This is a genomic window from Pseudomonas sp. FH4 (genome assembly GCF_000510915.2).
GTDB classification, from domain to species: Bacteria; Pseudomonadota; Gammaproteobacteria; order Pseudomonadales; family Pseudomonadaceae; genus Aquipseudomonas; species Aquipseudomonas brenneri.
Genome location: NZ_AOHN01000007.1, coordinates 210,840 through 231,452 on the forward strand (window position 1 = coordinate 210,840; position 20,613 = coordinate 231,452).

A 20,613-nucleotide genomic window follows, 5' to 3' on the forward strand; every position below is an offset into this window, starting at 1 on the left:
TTGACAAGGAGCTGTACCATGAAAAAAATCATTCTCCTGGGCCTGACCGCCCTGCTGGGAGCCTGTCACTCGATGAACCCTGCCCCTAAAGCCAGCCTTGATGGCGAAGTGTTCTACCTGCAACGCATAGCCCTGCCACCTACCGCGACCCTGAGCGTGAGCCTGCAAGATGTTTCGCTGGCCGATGCACCGGCCGTCACCCTGGCCGAGCAAAAAGGCCCGGTCAATGGCAAGCAGGTACCGCTGCCCTTCCACCTGAGCTACGACCCTGCACAGGTCAAGCCTGGCCACAGCTATTCGGTCAGTGCTCGCATCGAGCTGGATGGCAAGCTAATGTTTATCACCACCGAGCGCCATTCGGTGCAGTTGAACGGCCAGGATCCGCAGCCGCTTCGCCTGCGCGTTGACGCCGTTGCCCACTGATCCCGTCGACTAAAAGGAAGCGCCCATGCTCCGTACCTCTCTTCGCCTCACCACCTTGTGTGCCGGCCTGCTGCTCGGCGCCAACGCCATGGCCCTGTCCCTGGGCGATCTGTCCCAGGGCGACGCAACCGGTGGCCTCAAGGACGCACTGACCCAGGGCGCGCAGATTGCCGTCAAGCAACTGGGAGCTCCTGGTGGTTTCAGCAATAACCCCGAGGTCAAGATCGGCTTGCCCGGCAAGTTGGAAAAAGCCTCCGGCGCCCTGAAAATGCTCGGCATGGGCGATCAGATCACCCAACTTGAAGCCAGCATGAACAAAGCGGCCGAATCCGCCGTGACCCAGGCCCAGCCGATTCTGGTGAATGCCGTGAAAAACATGAGCGTGAGCGATGCCAAGGGCATCCTCAGCGGCGGCCAGGACTCGGCGACCCAATACCTGGACAAAAGCAGCCGTGAGCAGATCCGCGCCAAGTTCCTGCCGATCGTCAAGCAATCCACGGACAAGGTCGGTGTCGCCCAGCAGTACAACGCACTCGCCAAAAAAGCCCCAATGGGCTTGCTCGGTGGCAAGGCCGACAGCGTCGAAAACTACGTGACTGAACAAGCGCTGGACGGTTTGTTCAAGATGATTGCCCAACAGGAAGAAAGCATTCGCCAGAACCCGGCAGCCGCCGCGACCAGCCTGGCAAAAAAAGTGTTTGGCGCGCTGTAAGTACGCTGCACCCAGCCTGCCGGACACAAAACACAAACGCCCCGAATAATCGGGGCGTTTGTGTTACTGCACGAGGGGTATGCACCTGGCCATCATCAGCCGTAGGTGATTTTTCCCTCGAACTTTACGCTATTAGAAAACGGCGGTTGAGCGTGGTGGTGGTGGTGATGATGGCAGGGCGGAGGCTTGGATTTGCCCTTGCCCTTGCCGAAACCTTTCCCCATTTTGAAGCCCATCATCGGCATCATACCGATACCAATACCTATTCCACCCATCGCAAATAAGCCCATAGGTAACTCCTCACGGTTTAATAGAACCTAGTCCTGTGGCAACTCCGTCACCCAGAAAAAGGTACCTGCATTCCAGGTTTCCCTGAGTGGCAGATCCGCAAGAAACAGTTCCTAATCCTGTAGCCGATTTACGCAGGCCTATACCGACTTCGGCTTGACCCGGAACCACGCCGCATAAAGCGCCGGCAAAAACAGCAAGGTCAACGCCGTCGCCACAATCAACCCGCCCATGATCGCCACCGCCATCGGCCCGAAGAACACGCTGCGCGACAACGGGATCATCGCCAGCACCGCCGCCAGTGCCGTCAGCACAATCGGCCGGAAGCGCCGCACGGTGGCCTCGATAATTGCCTGCCACGGATCCAGGCCGGCCTTGATGTCCTGCTCGATTTGATCCACCAGGATCACCGAGTTACGCATGATCATCCCCGACAACGCGATAGTCCCCAGCATGGCCACAAAACCAAACGGCTGGCGGAATACCAACAGGAACAGCGTCACGCCGATCAGCCCCAGCGGCGCGGTAAGGAACACCATGGCCGTGCGCGAAAAACTGCGCAGTTGCAGCATCAGCAAGGTCAGTACGACCACGATGAACAGCGGCACACCGGCCTTCACCGAGTTCTGCCCACGGGCGGAATCCTCCACGGTGCCACCTACGTCCAACAGATAACCGTCCGGTAGTTCGGCACGCACCTCGGCCAGGGTCGGCAGGATCTGCTGGACCAGGGTCGCGGGTTGCTCCTTGCCGTAGATATCGGCACGCACAGTCACCGTCGGCAGGCGATTACGATGCCAGATAATGCCTTCCTCGAAACCATACTCCAGGGTGGCAATCTGCGACAGCGCCACGCTGGTGCCGTTGTCGGTCGGTACCGCCAAGCTCGGCAGCAGCGACAACTCGGTGCGCTCATGCACGGTGCCGCGCAGGAGGATCTCGATCAACTCGTTGTCCTCCCGGTATTGGCTGACGCTGGAACCGGTCAGGGAACTCTGGAGGAATTTCGACAGGTTGGCCGTGCTCACGCCCAGGGCACGAGCACGGTCCTGATCGACATTGAGGTAGACGATCTTGCTCGGCTCTTCCCAATCCAGATGCACATTGGCCACATGAGTGTTTTCACGGACCTTGGCTGCAACTTTACGCGCCAGGGCCCGCACTTCTTCGATGTGCTCGCCAGTCACGCGAAACTGCACCGGATAACCAACCGGTGGGCCGTTTTCCAGGCGGGTAACCCGCGAGCGCACATCGGGGAATTGCTCGTTGAGGGTCTCAATCAACCAGGTGCGCAGGTTTTCACGCTCCTCGATGGTCTTGGCCAGTACCACAAACTGGGCAAAGCTGGCCGCCGGCAGTTGCTGGTCCAACGGCAGGTAGAAACGCGGTGAGCCGGTGCCGACATAGGCCACATAGTTGTCGATCCCCGCATGTTCCTTGAGCAAACCTTCGAGGCGCTTGACCTGCTCGGCGGTATTGCTCAGGGAGGTGCCTTCAGCCAGTTTCAGGTCGACCATCAGCTCCAGGCGCCCGGAGGCCGGGAAGAACTGTTGCGGGACAAAGCGGAACAGCGCCACCGAGCCGATAAACAGCAGCACCGTCAGCACGATCACGGTTTTGCGGCGGCGCACGCACCATTCCACCCAGCGCCGTACGCGCTGATAGAACGGCGTGCCGTAGGGATCCGGGCCATCGGTGCCGTGCTTGGCTGCATGAATCTTCGCCAGATCTGGCAGGAGCTTTTCCCCAAGGTAAGGCACAAACACCACGGCCGCCACCCACGAGGCCAGCAGCGCAATGGTCACTACCTGGAAGATCGACCGAGTGTATTCGCCGGTACTCGATTGCGCGGTAGCAATTGGCAGGAAGCCGGCCGCAGTGATCAACGTGCCGGTCAGCATCGGAAACGCTGTACTGGTCCAGGCGAAACTGGCGGCTTTGAGCCGGTCGTAGCCTTGCTCCATCTTGATCGCCATCATTTCCACGGCGATGATCGCGTCATCCACCAACAAGCCCAGGGCCAGGACCAAGGCGCCGAGGGAAATCTTGTGCAGGCCGATCCCCAGGTAATACATGCAGGCAAAGGTCATCGCCAACACCAGCGGAATCGCCAGTGCCACCACCATGCCAGTACGCACGCCAAGGGAGAAGAAACTCACCAGCAACACAATCGCCAACGCTTCGGCCAGCACCTGGACGAATTCGCCCACACTGGTCTTCACCGCCGCTGGCTGATCCGACACCTTACGCAGTTCCATCCCGGCCGGAAGGTTCTTCTGCAGACGTGCGAATTCACCTTCCAGAGCCTTACCCAGCACCAGGATGTCACCGCCATCGCGCATGGCCACGGCCAGGCCGATCGCGTCGTCCCCCATGTAGCGCATACGCGGCGCGGGAGGATCGTTGAAGCCACGGTGAATCTCGGCCACATCGCCAATACGGAAGGTGCGATCACCCACGCGGATCGGGAAATTGCGGATTTCTTCGACCGTCTTGAAGTTACCCGACACCCGCAGTTGCACGCGCTCGCTCGGGGTTTCAAAGAAGCCGGCGGTGGACACCGCGTTCTGCTCCTGCAACGCCTGCTGCACCGCCGCCAGGGGCAGGCCGAGAGTGGCGAGCTTGAGGTTGGACAGTTCGATCCAGATCTTCTCGTCTTGCAACCCGAGCAACTCGACCTTGCCTACATCCGGCACCCGTTGCAGCTGGATCTGGATGCGGTCGGCGTAGTCCTTGAGCACTGCGTAGTCGAAACCCTCGCCGGTCAAGGCGTAGATATTGCCGAAGGTGGTGCCGAACTCATCATTGAAAAACGGGCCCTGGATATCCGGCGGCAGGGTCTGGCGGATATCGCTGATCTTCTTGCGCACCTGGTACCAGAGGTCAGGAATCTGCGCCGAGTGCATCGAGTCCCGGGCCATGAACGTAACCTGGGATTCGCCCGGACGGGAGAACGAGACAATGCGTTCGTACTCGCCGGTTTCCATCAATTTCTTTTCAATGCGCTCGGTGACCTGGCGCGAGACTTCCTGGGCTGTAGCACCGGGCCAGTTGGTCTTGATCACCATGGCTTTGAAGGTGAACGGCGGGTCTTCGCTTTGCCCCAGTTTGGTGTAGGACAACGTACCGACAACAGCCAGCAACAGCATCAGGAACAGCACGATCTGGCGATTTCGCAACGCCCATTCGGAAAGATTGAAACCCATCGGGGACTACTCCTTGTTGGCCGCCAGATTCACCACCCGGTTGGAACGATCCACCGGGCGCACCTGCTGGCCCTCATGGAGCACATGGACACCGGCGGCAATCACCCAGTCGGACGGGCTCAGGCCTTCCAGCACCGGCACGTTTTTCTCACCGAACGCGCCGATACGCACGGCTGTGCGCTTGAGGGTGTTGTCCGGCTTTACCAACCAGACGTAGGACGCACCGTTCTCTGCACTGAGGGCAGACAACGGCACCGACAGGGGAATGACACCGTCGGCCTGTATGAAGACCCGCGCGCTTTGCCCCAGCTCTGCCGGGACTTTGCCGGCGTTGAAGGCCACACGGGCGGCAAAGGTGCGCGATTTGGGATCCGCCGCTGGCGACAGCTCGCGAATGCGCCCCTCGAAACGCTGTTCGGGTTGGCTCCACAACTCCACCGAGACCGGCTGGCCCACCTTGAAGCGGCCGAAGCTTTGTTCCGGGAAACTGATCAGTACTTCACGCTCGCCATCGGTGGCCAGGGTGAACACGGTTTGCCCGGCAGACACTACTTGCCCGACTTCCACCGCACGCTTGGCCACCACTCCGTCCTGGGGGGCGCGCAGCACGGCATACCCGGCCTGGTTGTTGGCCACGTCGAATTCGGCCTTGATCTGCTGCAAGCGCGCGACACCTGCGCGGTAGAGGTTTTCGGAATTATCGTACTGGGAACGACTGACCATCTGACGGTCCATCAGGGTCTTGTAGCGATCACGCTCGGCCCGCACCAGGCTCAGGTTGGCCTCGGCTGCCGTGACCTGGGCCCGCGTGGCCTGCAGCTGCAAGCGCACATCCTGGGGATCGAGCTCTGCCAGCGGTTGGTTGGCCTTGACGCGCTCGCCCTCCTCCACCAGTCGTCGACTGACTTTGCCACCAATGCGAAAGGCCAGGTCCGGCTCATAACGGGCACGCACCTCGCCAGGATAGCTGTCCATTGCCAGCGCCGAGGGCTGCGGCTGCACCACCATCGCCGGGCGCACGGTGGTTGGGGGCACTTCTTCATGGCCGCAGGCGGCCAATAAAAAAGCCAGGCTGACAGGCAACGCGAGGGGCAGGAAAGTGCTGCGCATGCTGAAGGACCTTTCGCAAATGGTGCTTGGAGTAATTATACTGGTCAGTATGTTATTAATACCAAACTCACCAGTCCAGTATTAAAGTGAAAATGTCTGACAATCCTGTAAACACCAATAGCCCCGGGCGTCCCAAGGACATGGCAAAACGCCAGGCAATCCTCGACGCAGCGAAAATCCTGTTCTTGAGCAACGGTTATGCAAGCACCAGCATGGATGCCGTGGCCCTTGAGGCTGGCGTGTCAAAGTTGACGGTCTACAGCCACTTCACCGACAAAGAGACACTGTTCACCGCTGCCGTCGAAGCCAAGTGCGAAGCACAACTGCCGGTGATGTATTTCGAGCTGCCAGACGGCGTGCCGGTGGAGAAGGTGCTGCTGAACATCGCCCGTGGCTTTCACCTGCTGATCAACAGCGATGAATCAGTGAACCTGCATCGCCTGATGATGACGTCGGGCAATCAGGATCCCAAGCTGTCGCAGATTTTCTTCGAAGCCGGCCCCATGCGGATGTTGCAGGGGATGGAGCGCTTGCTGGGCAAGATCAACCAGAGCGGGGCGCTGAATATCGACAAACCGTTTACCGCTGCCGAGCACTTCTTTTGCCTGCTCAAGGGCACGGCGAATTTCCGCTTGCTGTATGGCTGTGGCGAACGCTTGAGCGAAGCGGCCGCCGAGGAGCACGTGCAGGAAGTGGTGGGGTTGTTTATGCGGGCTTATAGGGCTGACGCAGCGGCAAGCGGCCAGTGCTTGTCGCTTAATTCTTGAGCGCTTTTTTAGGATAAATATCGTACCGGCTGGATTTGCCATCCAGCGCGTGGCTCGGCTTGGGCCCATCGATGCACGGTGCCTTGCGCGGGCGCTTGACCACCACCCGATGGCTGGCCAGGGCCAATGCCGCGGCCAGCAGCGCCGGGGCATCCGGGTCGTCGCCCACCAGCGGGCGAAACAGGCGCATTTCCTTCTTCACCAAAGCGGTTTTCTCACGATGGGGAAACATCGGGTCCAGGTAGATCACTTGCGGTGGCTCACCTTCCCAGTTGCGCATGACCTCGATGGAGTTGCCCTTGAGCAAGGTCATCCGCGCCACAATCGGCGCCACTTCAAAATCATCTGCCGCGCGCGCCAAGCCATCCTCAAGCAAGGCACCAATCAACGGCTGACGTTCGATCAGGCTCATCTCGCAACCCAGGCTGGCCAGCACAAACGCGTCCTTGCCCAGGCCAGCCGTGGCATCCAGTACTCGCGGGCGCACGCCTTGAGACACCCCCACGGCCTTGGCGATCATCTGCCCACTGCCCCCGCCATAGAGCCGGCGATGAGCTGCGCCGCCTTCGACAAAATCCACCCGCACCGCACCCGGTGCATCAGGCCCCAGCTGTTGCAGTTGCAAGCCATGCTCCCCCACTTGCAGGGAAAAATCGGCGTCTGCCAACTGTAAGGGCAGACCCAACTGCTCGGCCCAGTGCTCGGCACGGGCCTGGAAACCATCGGCCAGGGCCTCGACCCGAATGCGGCTGGCCGCAGGTTGTTCGCTCATCGTTTACTACGCTCAAAAATATTAAGGATCGGCAAACAGCGGCCGATAAAAAAGGATCAGGCATTTTGCCAGACCCTGAGCGTCGACCGAGAGAAATGTCAGACATTCATTCCCTATTCACCGGTGTACTGCCGACCCACAACCACTTCGGCCTGCGCAATACCCAAGCGCTGGCCGGCGTCAGTCATGTGTGGCAGGACTTCTTCGCCCGGGCGCTGGCCGAGCAGCTTGGCCAGGAGCCAGGTGCGCAGGTGGCCGCAGATCCGGTGCCGGTGGACGCCTCGGTCGAACCCAGCGCCGGCAGCGACCTGCTGACGCAAATCGTTACCCAGCGCCATTGCGATGTTCAGGACACCGAGATCGCCCCGCCTGAACCGCTGTTCCTGCCAATTGCCGAGTTCGAACTGCAATTGCTGCCACCGGCGGCCGTGCCGTTCCCCGAGGATGAAATCGTCGCCCAGCAGCGCCAGCAGAACTTCGAAAGTGGCTGGGTGCGGCCAATCGTGCTGACTGCCGGCCAGCCACTGCCCGAGCCCGGCCCTGCGCCGCAACCCAAGCCGCTGTTTCTGCCGATTGCCGAATTCGAACTGGACCTGCTGCCACCTGCGGCCGAACCGTACCCGCAAGAAGAATTGGTGCAGCAGCAAAAGGCCCTGGACTTCGACTGCGGCTGGGCGCGCCCGCTGATCCTGCAGAACCTGCGCCTGGCGGCTTGATCAGATTACGCCTTCGCGTAGCACTCGCCATCCAGGTGATCTCACTCCACCCGCTAGACCGTGCAAGATGGCTTACGACCGCTTCGCGGCAAAACGCTGGCTCGCCCAAGCTCGGTAACGGCGACGACACTTACGTACTCGGCGCTTCCCCCTTGAACAACTGATTGGCCTGGCTGAACGGCATCGAGCGTTCGGTAAAGGTAAAGGTTCCCAGCTCCTGAACCTCCCGTGCGGCCCTGAAGAACTCGCCATAGGCAGCCAGGGCCATAGCCGAGCCGACGCTGATGCGCTTGACGCCCATCTCGCTCAATTGCACCACCGAGAGCTTGAGGCCACCGGACATCAACACATTCACTGGTTTGGGTGCCACCGCCCGCACCACCGCCAATACTTCCTCGGCACTGCGCAGGCCGGGGGCATATAGCACGTCGGCGCCCGCTTCAGCGTAGGCCTGCAAACGGCGAATGGTGTCGGGTAAATCCAGGCGACCATGCAGGAGGTTTTCCGCACGGGCCGTCAGCATGAAGGGGAATGGCAAGCTGCGCGCGGCGACGACGGCCGCTTCAATCCGCTCAACGGACAGGTCAAAAGGATAGATTGGATCGACCGCAATCCCGGTGGCGTCTTCTATGGAGCCACCAACGATGCCGGTAGCGGCGGCGCGCAACAGGCTCTGGGCGCAACCCTGAGGCGTATCGCTGAAGCCGTTTTCCAGATCCGCTGCCACCGGTAACGCGGTAGCCTGGACGATCATCTCAGCGTTGCCCAGGGTATCTTCCAGCGAAAGCGCACCCTCGGCATCCGGACGCCCAAGACTGAAGGCAAACCCCGCACTGGTAGTGGCCAAGGCTTCAAAGCCGAGGCTGGCGAGCATCTTGGCGGAGCCGGCGTCCCAGGGATTGGGCATCACGAATGCACGATCACGCTCGTGCAGGGCTCTAAAGGATTCGGCGCGAAGGGTTTGGGCATCCATGACTGACTCCAGGCACAAAAGAATCCTAGAGTAACCCCAACTGCTCCACCGCGGGCTCCCGATGCAGTTGCGCCAACGCCGGCAACCCCGGCAAACGCGCCATCAATTGCTGATGAAAGCGCATCGCCAACTGGGCCGCCAGGCGATTATCCGAGGTGTGCAGGAACACGTAGGGCGTTCGCCCCTCCTCGATCCAGCCCGCAACTTTCTCAACCCACGGCACCAGGAACGGATCGTTGGCCTCCAACTCTGGATGGCCGATAAAACGCACCTGGGGAAACTGCGTCAACGCGGCCGGACGCGGTGGCACCTTGGGCTTTTTCGATTGGGCATGGAGCACGGCGGCCGAGGTTGAAGTGCAACTGAACAAGGCCCGAGGGTCCAGGCAGATGCGCTCCACTCCACGGTCACGCAGCAGGCGGTTGAGGCTGCGCTCGGCTTCACCCTTGGCAAAGAAGTCGCGGTGACGCACTTCCACCGCCAGCGGGCGCTCCAGGCCGTCAATAAAGCCTGCCAACTCACCCAGGCGCTGTGGGGTGAAGCTGGCCGGCAGTTGCAGCCACAGCGGTGAAACCCGCCCGCCCAGCGGGCTCATCAAGCCGAGGAAGCTTTCGGCAGCGGGTAGTTGTTCGCGCAGGTCAGCGCTGTGGCTGATATCACCGGGAAACTTGGCGGTAAACCGAAAGTGCGCGGGCATGATCTCGGCCCAGCGCTGCACCGTCGCGACCGAAGGCCGCGCATAGAACGTGGTGTTGCCTTCGCAGGCATTGAACACCTGGCAATACAGGCCGAGAAAATCCGTGGTGCGGGCGTCCTGTGGGTACAGGTACTCGCGCCAGGCGTTTTCACTCCAGGACGGGCAACCGAGGAAATAAGGCAGCAACATCAGATGTGGATATCGAGACCCAGCACTTCCATATCCCATTCGACAAAGCCGGCTGTGGTCAGGTAGCTGGCCAGGGCCGTGGCGACGTTCTTGCTCATGGAGCGCGGGAAGACCATGTCTTGCTGGCGGGCCGGAACGCCGCCGATACGCGCACCGCTGGCCCCTTGGGAACGTGCGGAAAGCGCCGCGCCCTGGGATGTTTCGGGCTGGACTTCAATAAAGTCGGGGGATTCTTCGACGGACTCATCTACCGTCACGTTCGCCTTGCGTGGCTTGCGCTTGAGGGGGTAGGACTGGGAGGAAAAGCCGTCTATACGCATGCATGCAGATCCGCGATCAATGATGGCAATTTAGCGGCACTTTCCTTGGCACGCAAATGCTCTGGTGATAACTAGAACACATAAATGAAGAAAGGTTTAAACACCCGGCCAAATTCTGACGATTGGTGAAATTCGTCGCTAAATCCCCGTTTTTTGACGTCAAACAATCCCACGTTCGGCCTTGGTCTGCGCCACTTTATCGCGCAGGTATACCGGCGCGGCCTGGTCGGCGGGAATCGCCTCGCCGCGTTCCCAGGCAAAACGCGCCAGGGTCAGCAGGTCTTCGGCATGGGGCAGCATCGCGGCATCCTGGCCGACCGTGGGTACGGCGATGCGCTCGCCATAACCCCAACCTGTGCCGGCGCCAAACCAGTCACCCGTGGCCTCGGCCGGCAATGCAGTGGCCTCGGGTGGCTGCACGGCTTCGATACCCACCAGGCGCATCTCGCCGGCAGTCTCGCGGTAGCAGCCCCAATAGACCTCATCCATCCGCGCATCAATGGCTGCCGCGACTTGCTGCGCGCCATGCTCGCGCAGCGCGCGCTGGGCCAGCACGGCCAGGTTGGACACCGGCAATACCGGCCGCTCCAGGGCGAACGCCAGCCCCTGCACTACGCCAATAGCAATACGCACCCCCGTGAACGCACCCGGGCCGCGGCCAAAGGCGATGGCGTCCACCGCCGACAAAGTGGTGCCGGCATCGAGCAGCAACTGCTTGATCATCGGCAACAGCTTTTGCGCATGCAGGCGCGGGATCACCTCATAGTGGCTCGTGACCTTGCCGTCATGCAGCAGGGCAACGGAGCAAGCTTCAGTCGCGGTGTCCAGGGCCAGCAGGGTGCTCATCGGTGTGGGTGTCCAAATCGAAAAAAAGTTCGCCAGTATAAACAACAACGGCCCGCAAGCGGGCCGTTGAACATCAAGCCAATCGTCAGATCAGCTCAACGCTTGCATCACCTTGGCAGTGATGGCTTCAACCGAGCCCACGCCTGGGATGTGGCTGTACTTCGGCTTGCCCTGGGCTGCCGACAGCTTCTGGTAGAACTCCACCAGTGGCTTGGTCTGGGAGTGGTAGACCGACAGGCGATGACGCACGGTTTCTTCGGTGTCGTCTTTGCGCTGCACCAGGTCGTCACCGCTCACATCATCCTTGCCAGCCACTTTTGGCGGGTTGTAGACGATGTGGTAAACGCGGCCCGAGGCTTCGTGCACGCGACGACCAGCGATACGCTGGACGATCTCTTCATCTTCAACCGCGATTTCGATCACGGCATCCAGCTCAACACCGGCTTTCACCAAGGCTTCGGCCTGGGGAATGGTGCGAGGGAAACCGTCGAACAGGAAACCGTTCTTGCAGTCGTCCTGGCTGATGCGTTCCTTGACCAGGTTGATGATCAGGTCGTCGGAGACCAGGCCACCGCTGTCCATCACGCTCTTGGCGATCAGGCCCAGTTCGGTGCCGGCCTTGACGGCTGCGCGCAGCATGTCGCCAGTGGAGATTTGTGGAATGCCGAACTTTTCAGTGATGAACTTTGCCTGAGTACCTTTACCGGCCCCGGGAGCTCCCAGCAGAATGACGCGCATCGATGTGCTCCTCAATTTTTTATAGAGATGACGCTCGGATTCGCCGCATGGGGCCAATCTCGTAGAATATGCTCGTAAAAATACGAATCCAGGCCGCCCAAACGGCCAAAGGCTGATCAAGATACACAGCGAGCCCTAACCACACAAGCCGCCAAAAGTCGGAAGAACCCGCACCACACAAGCCTTTTGGTCGCGGTATCCCTTGGTGCAACCCCGACACAAAACCGCCGGCACAGCCCTTTCGGGTCAGCCGGCGGTTTTGTCTGCAAGCCCTTGAGAACACGCGACAAATGTCAGCCGGTGTTACGCAGCCCGGCGGCAATACCGGCCACGGACACCAGCAGCGCCTGTTCCAGAGGGCTGTCCTGTGTCGCTTCCTGTTGGCGGGACCGGGCCAGCAGCTCGGCCTGCAACAGGTGCAACGGGTCGAGGTAGGTGTTGCGCAGGCGGATGAACTCCAGGGTATCGGGACTGTGGGCCAGCAACTGCGACTGGCCGGTCAGGCCAAGCACCACGGCGCACGCCTGCGACAATAGGTCGCGTAAATGCGCACCCAATGGCAGCAGGTCGGGCTGTACCAGACGCTCGTCATACAGCCGGGCGATATCCGCGTCAGCCTTGGCCAGGACCATTTCCAGCATGTCGATACGGGTGCGGAAGAACGGCCATTGTTCACGCATCTGCCCCAGCAACTCACCTTCGCCCCGCTCCAGCGCCTTGCTCAACGCCGCCTCCCAACCCAGCCAGGCCGGCAGCATCAAGCGGGTCTGGGTCCAGCCGAAAATCCACGGGATCGCCCGCAGGCTCTCGATCCCCCCGGCACGGCGCTTGGCCGGACGACTGCCCAGGGGCAGACGGCCCAGTTCCTGCTCGGGTGTGGACTGGCGGAAGTACTCGACGAACTGCGGATTTTCCCGCACCACCGCACGATAAGCACGGACGCCATCAGCCGCCAATTCATCCATCAAATGCCGCCAGGCCGGCGCAGGTGGCGGTGGTGGCAACAAGGTCGCCTCCAGCACTGCGGCCAGGTACAGATTGAGATTCTGCTCGGCGATATCCGGCAAGCCGAACTTGAAGCGAATCATCTCGCCCTGCTCGGTGGTACGGAAACGCCCTGCCACCGAACCCGGCGGCTGCGACAGAATCGCCGCGTGGGCCGGGCCGCCGCCACGGCCAACGGTGCCGCCGCGACCATGAAACAACAGCAGTTCCACTTGCTGCTCGCGGCAGATATCCACCAGGCGTTCCTGGGCGCGGTATTGCGCCCAGGCCGCAGCGGTGGTGCCTGCGTCCTTGGCCGAGTCGGAATAACCGATCATCACCTCCTGCGGACCTTGCAACCGCGCACGGTAGCCAGGCAACAGCAACAGGCGTTCGATCACCGGGCCGGCGTTGTCCAGGTCGGCCAGGGTCTCGAACAACGGCACCACGCGCATTGGCCGCTGCACCCCGGACTCCTTGAGCAACAACTGCACCGCCAGCACATCGGACGCCGCGCCCGCCATGGAGATGACATAGGAGCCAAGGGAGGCCGCCGGCGCGGCGGCAATTTCCTTACAGGTATTGAGCACTTCAGCGGTATCGGCCGAAGGCTTGAAATAGCCCGGCAACAAGGGGCGGCGGTTGGCCAGCTCCTTCATCAGGAAGGTGATGCGCGCATCCTCGTCCCAGTCTTCATAGCGACCCAGGCCCAGGTAATCGGTGATCTCGGTCATCGCCGCCGAATGCCGGCTGGAATCCTGGCGCACATCCAGGCGCACCAGGAACAGACCGAACGTTACCGCGCGACGTAGGCAATCAAGCAGCGGGCCGTCGGCAATTACCCCCATGCCGCAGGCGTGCAAGGACTGATAGCACAGTTCCAGCGGCTCCAGCAGGTCACGATTGTTTTGCAGTACATCGGCCGGCGCCGGGAGGCTGCTGGTCAACGCCGCATGCGCCCACTTGCGGGTGGCACGCAGGCGTTCGCGCAATTGCTTGAGCAACGCCCGGTAAGGCTCGACGCTATCACCGACCTTGGCCTGCAACTCGGGGCTGGCCCGCTGCATCGACAATTCGGACGCCAGGTGATCGATATCACGCAAGTACAGATCTGCCGCCATCCAGCGCGCCAGCAGCAGCACTTCGCGGGTGACCGGTGCGGTGACGTTGGGGTTGCCGTCACGGTCGCCGCCCATCCACGAAGCGAAACGGATCGGTGCCGCCTCCAGGGGCAGGTGCAAGCCAGTGGCGGCATGCAAGGCTTGATCGGCCTTGCGCAGATAGTTGGGGATGGCATGCCACAGCGAATGCTCGATTACCGCAAAACCCCACTTGGCCTCGTCCACCGGCGTGGGCCGGGTACGACGGATTTCTTCGGTGTGCCAGGCTTCTGCGATCAGGCGTTGCAGGCGTTGGCGAATCTGCTCGCGCTCGGCGCAGGTCAAGTCACGGTGGTCCTGCAGGGCCAATTGTGCGGCGATGGCGTCGTATTTCTGGATCAGGGTACGGCGCGCAACTTCGGTGGGGTGGGCAGTGAGCACCAGTTCGATGTCCAGGCGCGCCAACTGCCGGGCCAGGGATTCACTGCTATGGCCTTCACGTTGCAAACGCGCCAACAACTCGGGCAGCACCCGCGATTCGAACGGCGCCGGCTGGGATTCATCGCGTCGATGAATCAGTTGGTACTGTTCGGCGATATTGGCCAGGTTAAGGAACTGGTTGAACGCACGCGCCACTGGCAGCAGTTCGTCTTCCTGCAACTGATTGAGGCTGGCGCTGAGCTCTTCGCCAGCCGCCGCCTCCGTTGCCCCGCCACGGCGATCGGCCTTGGCGCCCTTGCGAATCTGCTCGATCTTGTCGAGAAACTCATCACCGTATTGTTCTCGAATCGTATTGCCCAGCAGCTCACCCAGCAGGTGAACATCTTCACGCAAACGTGCATCGATATCGCTCATCAGCCAATCTCCAGCCAGGAATCCGGGATGCTTTGACCTTCAAGAGTGCCGATCAAGGCGCGGTCTTACAAGCAATGTTCGGCAAGCCGGCTCCTACAACTTTGTGGGTTGCAGCTAGTCTCAAGGTTACGTCGACGCGTTATCCACGCCGCGACCGGTCACTCATCACCGCCCGCTACCCTGGGCTTTACTGAGGTTGCCATGAAAATCCGAGAACTGGCCCAGCAATGGGAAGAGACCGCCAAGGGTCGATTGACCAAGACCGAATATGCCATCCACCTGGATGTAGAGGCCGCCGCACGGCTGGCGGCCATCCGCGAGATGTACCCCAAGCGCAGCACCGAGGAATTGCTCGGCGAACTGATCGGCGCCGCCCTGGAAGAGCTGGAAGCCAGCTTTCCGTATATCCAGGGCCGAAACGTGGTGGCCACCGATGAAGAAGGTGATCCCTTGTATGAAGACGTAGGCCCGACGCCGCGTTTCCTGTCGCTGTCACGGCGCTATCTGCACGACATGTCGGCCATGCCTGACGATCAGAAGCACTGATAAACATCTGTTAAAACCACCAACCCCTTGAACTCCGGGCCTTTTATAGGCCCGGCATACCGCTGCACGTGGCAAAAGTTCCGTTTTTTAAACGCCGACCTCTTAGTCAGATTTGTTCAGATGTTTTTTCGGGCAAATCGCCATCTTTCGCTGAACTATTCAAAAAAGCCTCGGGTCACAGCCAGTAAGCCATCACCTGTAACAGGCGTTTGAAAAGGCATGCACAGGTTCATCGCCAAACCGCAAACGCTGACCACCGAAGATGGATTTGATGTTTTTCAGGAGTTATCCAATGGAGTTGAAGACGATGAAGACCAGCACTGCCAAATCCTCGTTTAACCATCTGCGCGGGCTCAAATTGGCCGCGTTGGCAATCGGTACCAGCTTCGTCCTGGCGGGCTGTGCCGGCAACCCGCCGACCGAGCAGTACGCCGTGACCCAATCGGCTGTGAACAGCGCCGTAAGCGCTGGCGGTACCGAATACGCGGCCGTGGAAATGAAGGCAGCCCAGGACAAGCTCAAGCAAGCCGAGCTGGCCATGCATGACAAGAAGTACGACGAAGCCCGTCGTCTGGCCGAACAGGCTGAATGGGATGCGCGCGTTGCAGAGCGCAAGGCCCAGGCGGCCAAGGCCGAGCTGTCGGTGAAGGATTCCCAGAAGGCTGTCGAGGAGCTGCGTAACGAAGGCATGCGCCCTGCTGTGATCCAGCAGAAGTAAGCACCGCCCTTGTTTGCATCGCACCCGAAATCGAATTGAAAGGACGACACCACTATGCGTAAACAATTGATGATCCCTGCCCTGCTGGCGATGAGCGTTGCACTGGCGGCTTGCTCCACCCCGCCGAACGCGAACCTGGAAAATGCACGGACCAACTTCTCGGCCCTGCAAGCCAACCCGCAAGCGACCAAAATCGCCGCCCTGGAAACCAAGGACGCCAGCGAATGGCTGGACAAGGCCGACAAGGCCTACCGTGACAAGGAAGACGAGAAGAAGGTCGACCAACTGGCCTACCTGACCAACCAGCGTGTTGAAGTAGCCAAGGACACCATCGCCCTGCGCGAGTCCGAAGCCAAGCTGAAAAACGCCGGTGACCAACGTGCCCGTGCCCTGCTCGAAGCCCGCGATGCGCAGATCAAGCAACTGCAAAACAGCTTGAATGCCAAGCAGACTGAACGCGGTACCCTGGTGACTTTCGGTGATGTGCTGTTCGCCACCAACAAGGCCGACCTGAAATCCAGTGGCCTGGTGAACATCAACAAACTGGCGCAGTTCCTCCAGGAAAACCCGGATCGCAAAGTGATTGTTGAAGGTTACACCGACAGCACCGGCAGCGCGGCCTACAACCAGACCCTGTCTGAGCGCCGTGCCACTTCGGTACAGGTTGCGCTGATCAAGATGGGCGTTAATCCAAGCCGCATCGTGACTGCCGGCTACGGCAAGGAATACCCGGTTGCCGATAACGCCAGCGTTTCGGGCCGTGCCATGAACCGTCGCGTTGAAGTGACCATCTCCAACGACAACCAGCCGGTCAAGCCACGCTCTTCGGTGCAATAACCGACTGACGTCTACTGGCCTGAAAGCCTTGCCTGTGTTCCAGGCAAGGCTTTTTTTGCAAAAAAACACCTGTCGGCAGATTTCTTGCGATTAGCCGAAGTTGATCTTACTGTCGTTCTCTTGAGGCATCTGCATGCCTTGCTGTCCCTCGCCACTCATCTGCTTGCTCATAGGGCCTTGATCACCCTCCTCGCCGCCACCACTGCCGCCACTGCCCTGGGATCCGCCTGCGCCACCCGCACCGCCCAACAGTTGCGCCAGGAGTTTCTTCAGCGCTTCAGGGTCAATACCGCCCTGCTGTTGACCACCCTCGGCGCCCTTGCCGACCATATTGCCGGAATCACCCATGCCGGCGCCGCCGAAGTTGCCAAACCCGCTACCACCACCTACGCCACCAATACTCATAGTGATACTCCACTGAATTAAAGGGTTACTTGTCAGCAACGCTGACAACCCAATCAGTGGTGTCATACAGGATATGGTTCCAAAAACTACCGACCGGCTTACTCCTGCAATTGCGGGGTTTCCTGGCCCATGCAACGCACCGCCTGCTTCTTGTTATTCACCAGCACGCCCGTCAGGCCTTTTTGCTCGGTATCGAACAACACCAGCACACCGTCAACGCACTGCGCCACCTGGGGAGCCGGCGTGAGGGAGACCTTATAGTCCTCACCGGGAACGGTCTTGAGCATGGTGAAGTCGCTGAGCAGCAACGCATCCTCGGGCTTGGCGAAGTGCAGGTAGCCGTAGTACCACAGGCAGCCGACGGTGCCGATGATGGTGCCGATGCCAGTGAGGATCAGGGGGATCATGTTGCGTTCTTCGCTCATTGCGGGCTCTCTGATGATTCAATGTTGGAGTTGGGCGCCGCCGGGTAATTGGGAATTTCCCCCAGGCGACGCAGGCCATTGAAATGCTGCGGGTCGTCAAGATAACGCAGCATCACGGTTTGCCAGGTCTTGTCGGCAAAAGTCTGCACATGCCCACCCCGGGTCAGTTGCAGCACCCTGGGTGGCGGCGCAGCTTGATACAGGCGGATGCCGTTGGAAAGCGGCACGATCGGGTCATCCAGACTGTGGAACAGCAGTTTCGGCACGCCAGTCAGCTGTGGCATGGCGTGGATCGCACTGTCGGCGTCCGGTACCAGCCACGACAACGGCACCTGAAACGGCCATGTTAACCAGGAAGTGCTCAGGGCGAATTGCCCTACATCACGATAACTGGCGGGTACACCGTCCAATACCAACGCCTTGAGCCGAGGCTGGCGCTCGGGATGGGCAGCCAGGTAATGCACGGCCAACGCCCCGCCCAGGCTCTGGCCGAGGACTATCAGCGGCTGGCCCTGGGTTGCGGGGGCCTGGTCGAGCCACTGGAAGGCCGCGTCCAGGTCCAGGTAGATGGCCGGCAACGAAGGTTTGCCTTCTGATACGCCATAGCCGCGATAGTCCAGCATCAGCACTTGATAGCCCTGGGCTGGCAGCCACCAACTGCCACCCAGGTGCCCGGCCAGGTTGCCACCGTTGCCGTGCAGGTGCAGCACCGTGCCCTTGAGCGGCACGCCAGGCTTGGCCGGCAGCCACCAGGCCCGCAATTTCAAGCCATCGGCGGTGGTCAGGGTGATGTCGCGGTATTCCAGGCGCGCCTGCTGTGGGGTAAACGGCAGGCCGGGCTCGGGGTAGAACAGCAGCGAGCTGCAGCCGTTGAGGGTCAGGAGCAGGCATAGAATGCCGAGGAGTCTCATCCGTTGAAACCTCGCAAATGGAGTTGGAAATCGACAGGCCGATGAAAATCAAAAGTGGGAGCGGGCTTGCTCGCTCCCACATTTTGACTTGGCCTCCTTCAGGGATATTGCTTAGAGGATATTGGAGTAATCCGCCTCGATCCGGTCCAGGCTCAGGTGGTTGAGGAAGTTGGAGAAGCACATCCACGCCGACAGCGCGTTCATATCGCGGAACTGGTCCGGCAGGTATTTGGGCGGGACCACCAGGCCTTCGTCCACCAACTGGCGCAAGGTGCGCATGTCTTCCAGGGTGGTCTTGCCGCAGAACAACAGCGGCACCTGCTCCAGCTTGCCTTTGCGCACGGCCAGTTGGATGTAGTTGTAGACCATGATAAAACCCTTGAGGTAGGACAAATCCTTGGTAAACGGCAGGCCCGTCGGCGTCGAGCCACGGAACACCCGGCTGGCGTTGCCATAGCTCTCGGCCATTTCAAAGCCCTGTTCGCGAAAGAACTCGAACACCTGCAAGAAATCCGCGCCCTCTTCCACCATATGGATCGCGCGGGTGCGATTGGTCAGCTTGCGCAGGCGGCTGGGGTAGGAGGCAAAGGTGATGATCTCCATCAGGATCGCCAGGCCTTCCTGAGTCACGGTCGAGGACGGCGGTCCCTTGGACAGGAACGTGCAGATCGGCTGGTTCTGGCCATTGAGCGTGGTGCCAACGTGGACCAGGCCTTCGTGGACTTCCAGGGCCCGCACATCGCGCTCGTTGAACATCGCATCGGCGCGAATCTTGATGTAGTCGGCCCCCGCCGCCGCGTCCGCGACGATACCGTCGGACTCAAATACGCGGATGGTTTCCTCGGCCTCGCCAAACACCTTGTTCAAGCGGCTTTGCAGCAGGCTCACGGCGTCCTTGGCAGTCAGGGTCTTGGCTTCGTCCTTGAGATCGCCACGACCGTCGATGTTGTTCAGGTAATCGGAAAGCATCAGGCCCAGGTCGGCCAGGGTCGGGTCGCCGGCATGGAATGCATCGGACGCGGCGCCGTAGAGTTCCTGGGAAATCAGGCCGAAGTCCTCGGTGCCACGGGCTTCGAGCATGCGCACCACCATGCGGTACTCCTTGCACATGCGCCGCATGATTTGCCCGACCGGGTTGAACTGGCCCAACTGGCGGGTGATATCGCGCTCGATGTTCTGGAACTCCAGCTTCACCTTGCTCGAATCGAACGACAATGGCCGGTTCAGGTAATAGTCGCGGTCCACCGCCGGCATGTGCTTGCCTTTGCCCTGCAGGAACCCCTTGCGAATGTTGTCGTCCCACTTCACGGCGTCGAGGACGCGAATCGGTGTTTGCGCCAGCACAATGCGATCGGACAAGGTGCGTATCGTCTGCTGGTAATCGTCCACCCGGTGCTTCCTCTTTAAACGTTATTTGCCCACGCGCTGATAGCGCACGGCTTCGACAAACACATCGGCGTTGGCCGGGTCGTCCAGGTAAGCCAGGACCTGATTCATGGGGCTGTCGATCAATATCCCGTCACCCTCGGCTGTTTCCACGCTGCTGCCAATCAGGATTTTCTGCGCGATGGCCTGGTTGACCGCCTCGGGATCGAGGTTATAGACCACCAGTTCGCGGGCATCATTCAATTCGAAGCCGGCAAGGATAAAATGCCCACCGAGCTTGTCTGGCAGCGGCGCCGACAGGTACCAGCGGCTACCGTGGCGGGACACGCTGAACTCATACTCATCGCGCTTGACCGGCTCGGCCTGCGAGGTGCTCACCGCCTTGTAGCGATGCTGGCCCGTCCGGCTGATCTGCAGGTCGAGCGGCTCGCCCCAGGCATTGCGGCTGGCCCACTTGCCCAGCAGCGCGTCAGGGGCGGCCTCGCTGGCCGGCAAGGGCTCCTTGAAAGTCACCAAGCAGCCACTGAGCAACAGGAACGACATTGCGATCACCAGTACACGCCAAGCTTTCATCGGATACTCCAGCAATGAGCGATCTTCTGTAGGAGCGAGCTTGCTCGCGAAAAGCCTGAGGGCAACGCGGGGAGTCAGGTTCCCCGCGTCATCGTTAACGCCCTTCGCGAGCAAGC

22 protein-coding genes are annotated in these 20,613 nt (G+C 60.6%); 7 read left to right on the forward strand and 15 right to left on the reverse strand.

Going from position 1 to position 20,613, the window contains the following annotated elements:
• Positions 1-18: 18 nt before the first annotated feature.
• Positions 19-423 carry a YbaY family lipoprotein gene (locus H097_RS05830; RefSeq protein ID WP_029300136.1) on the forward strand — a complete coding sequence of 135 codons (405 nt, stop codon included), beginning with the start codon at positions 19-21 and terminating at the stop codon, positions 421-423.
• A gap of 25 nt (positions 424-448) precedes the next feature.
• Positions 449-1,135, forward strand: coding sequence for a DUF4197 domain-containing protein (locus H097_RS05835; protein WP_032858183.1), 687 nt, complete (start codon positions 449-451; stop codon positions 1,133-1,135).
• Between the two features lie 95 nt (positions 1,136-1,230).
• On the opposite strand, the gene H097_RS05840 is transcribed toward H097_RS05835, so the two are convergent.
• The 3 genes from H097_RS05840 to H097_RS05850 form a co-directional block, all read right to left on the reverse strand.
• Positions 1,231-1,425, reverse strand: coding sequence for a hypothetical protein (locus tag H097_RS05840; protein WP_032858184.1), 195 nt, complete (start codon positions 1,423-1,425; stop codon positions 1,231-1,233).
• Between the two features lie 138 nt (positions 1,426-1,563).
• Complete coding sequence (locus H097_RS05845; RefSeq protein WP_032858185.1) at positions 1,564-4,629, reverse strand: efflux RND transporter permease subunit; 3,066 nt, start codon at positions 4,627-4,629, stop codon at positions 1,564-1,566.
• Between the two features lie 6 nt (positions 4,630-4,635).
• A complete protein-coding gene (locus H097_RS05850; RefSeq protein ID WP_032858186.1) occupies positions 4,636-5,739 on the reverse strand; it encodes an efflux RND transporter periplasmic adaptor subunit in 1,104 nt (367 codons plus the stop codon).
• A gap of 92 nt (positions 5,740-5,831) precedes the next feature.
• Between H097_RS05850 and H097_RS05855 the strand changes: the two genes are divergently transcribed.
• Positions 5,832-6,506 (forward strand): TetR/AcrR family transcriptional regulator, encoded by a 675-nt coding sequence (locus H097_RS05855; RefSeq protein ID WP_032858187.1) that lies wholly within the window; start codon positions 5,832-5,834, stop codon positions 6,504-6,506.
• Here the strand turns inward: H097_RS05855 and H097_RS05860 are convergent.
• Positions 6,496-7,278, reverse strand: coding sequence for a class I SAM-dependent methyltransferase (locus H097_RS05860; protein ID WP_032858188.1), 783 nt, complete (start codon positions 7,276-7,278; stop codon positions 6,496-6,498). The two genes, H097_RS05855 and H097_RS05860, sit on opposite strands and share 11 nt — an antisense overlap.
• Before the next feature lie 95 nt (positions 7,279-7,373).
• Between H097_RS05860 and H097_RS05865 the strand changes: the two genes are divergently transcribed.
• Positions 7,374-7,994 carry a hypothetical protein gene (locus H097_RS05865; protein ID WP_032858189.1) on the forward strand — a complete coding sequence of 207 codons (621 nt, stop codon included), beginning with the start codon at positions 7,374-7,376 and terminating at the stop codon, positions 7,992-7,994.
• A gap of 130 nt (positions 7,995-8,124) precedes the next feature.
• Here the strand turns inward: H097_RS05865 and H097_RS05870 are convergent, their stop codons facing one another.
• The 6 genes from H097_RS05870 to ppc form a co-directional block, all read right to left on the reverse strand.
• Entirely contained in the window at positions 8,125-8,967 is an 843-nt protein-coding gene (locus H097_RS05870) for an isocitrate lyase/phosphoenolpyruvate mutase family protein (RefSeq protein ID WP_032858190.1), read from the reverse strand.
• 25 nt (positions 8,968-8,992) lie between these two features.
• Positions 8,993-9,853 carry a DUF72 domain-containing protein gene (locus H097_RS05875; protein ID WP_032858191.1) on the reverse strand — a complete coding sequence of 287 codons (861 nt, stop codon included), beginning with the start codon at positions 9,851-9,853 and terminating at the stop codon, positions 8,993-8,995.
• A complete protein-coding gene (locus H097_RS05880; protein WP_032858192.1) occupies positions 9,853-10,173 on the reverse strand; it encodes a hypothetical protein in 321 nt (106 codons plus the stop codon). Before H097_RS05880 ends, H097_RS05875 begins: the two co-directional genes overlap by 1 nt.
• Before the next feature lie 159 nt (positions 10,174-10,332).
• Entirely contained in the window at positions 10,333-11,019 is a 687-nt protein-coding gene (gene tsaB / locus H097_RS05885; protein WP_032858193.1) for a tRNA (adenosine(37)-N6)-threonylcarbamoyltransferase complex dimerization subunit type 1 TsaB, read from the reverse strand.
• Positions 11,020-11,109: 90 nt separating this feature from the next.
• Positions 11,110-11,757, reverse strand: coding sequence for an adenylate kinase (gene adk / locus H097_RS05890; RefSeq protein ID WP_032858195.1), 648 nt, complete (start codon positions 11,755-11,757; stop codon positions 11,110-11,112).
• Between the two features lie 293 nt (positions 11,758-12,050).
• Positions 12,051-14,696, reverse strand: a complete 2,646-nt coding sequence (ppc, locus tag H097_RS05895) for a phosphoenolpyruvate carboxylase (protein ID WP_032858196.1) — start codon at positions 14,694-14,696, stop codon at positions 12,051-12,053.
• A 201-nt stretch (positions 14,697-14,897) separates the two neighbouring features.
• Between ppc and H097_RS05900 the strand changes: the two genes are divergently transcribed.
• From H097_RS05900 to H097_RS05910, 3 genes are all read left to right on the forward strand, one after another.
• Complete coding sequence (locus H097_RS05900; RefSeq protein WP_032858198.1) at positions 14,898-15,242, forward strand: hypothetical protein; 345 nt, start codon at positions 14,898-14,900, stop codon at positions 15,240-15,242.
• Between the two features lie 292 nt (positions 15,243-15,534).
• Complete coding sequence (locus tag H097_RS05905; RefSeq protein WP_032858199.1) at positions 15,535-15,960, forward strand: DUF4398 domain-containing protein; 426 nt, start codon at positions 15,535-15,537, stop codon at positions 15,958-15,960.
• 54 nt (positions 15,961-16,014) lie between these two features.
• Complete coding sequence (locus H097_RS05910; RefSeq protein WP_032858201.1) at positions 16,015-16,797, forward strand: OmpA family protein; 783 nt, start codon at positions 16,015-16,017, stop codon at positions 16,795-16,797.
• 90 nt (positions 16,798-16,887) lie between these two features.
• Here H097_RS05910 and H097_RS05915 read toward each other — a convergent pair whose 3' ends face one another.
• The 5 genes from H097_RS05915 to H097_RS05935 all read right to left on the reverse strand — a co-directional run bounded on the left by H097_RS05915 (position 16,888) and on the right by H097_RS05935 (position 20,497).
• A complete protein-coding gene (locus tag H097_RS05915; protein ID WP_050593310.1) occupies positions 16,888-17,202 on the reverse strand; it encodes a hypothetical protein in 315 nt (104 codons plus the stop codon).
• A 98-nt stretch (positions 17,203-17,300) separates the two neighbouring features.
• The gene (locus tag H097_RS05920) at positions 17,301-17,627 is read right to left on the reverse strand and encodes a hypothetical protein (RefSeq protein ID WP_032858203.1); all 327 of its coding nucleotides are present in this window, start codon (positions 17,625-17,627) and stop codon (positions 17,301-17,303) included.
• Entirely contained in the window at positions 17,624-18,538 is a 915-nt protein-coding gene (locus H097_RS05925; protein WP_032858204.1) for an alpha/beta hydrolase, read from the reverse strand. Before H097_RS05925 ends, H097_RS05920 begins: the two co-directional genes overlap by 4 nt.
• Positions 18,539-18,649: 111 nt before the next feature.
• Complete coding sequence (locus tag H097_RS05930) at positions 18,650-19,927, reverse strand: flavohemoglobin expression-modulating QEGLA motif protein (protein WP_029300170.1); 1,278 nt, start codon at positions 19,925-19,927, stop codon at positions 18,650-18,652.
• Positions 19,928-19,948: 21 nt separating this feature from the next.
• Entirely contained in the window at positions 19,949-20,497 is a 549-nt protein-coding gene (locus H097_RS05935; RefSeq protein WP_032858206.1) for a hypothetical protein, read from the reverse strand.
• Positions 20,498-20,613: the final 116 nt, after the last annotated feature.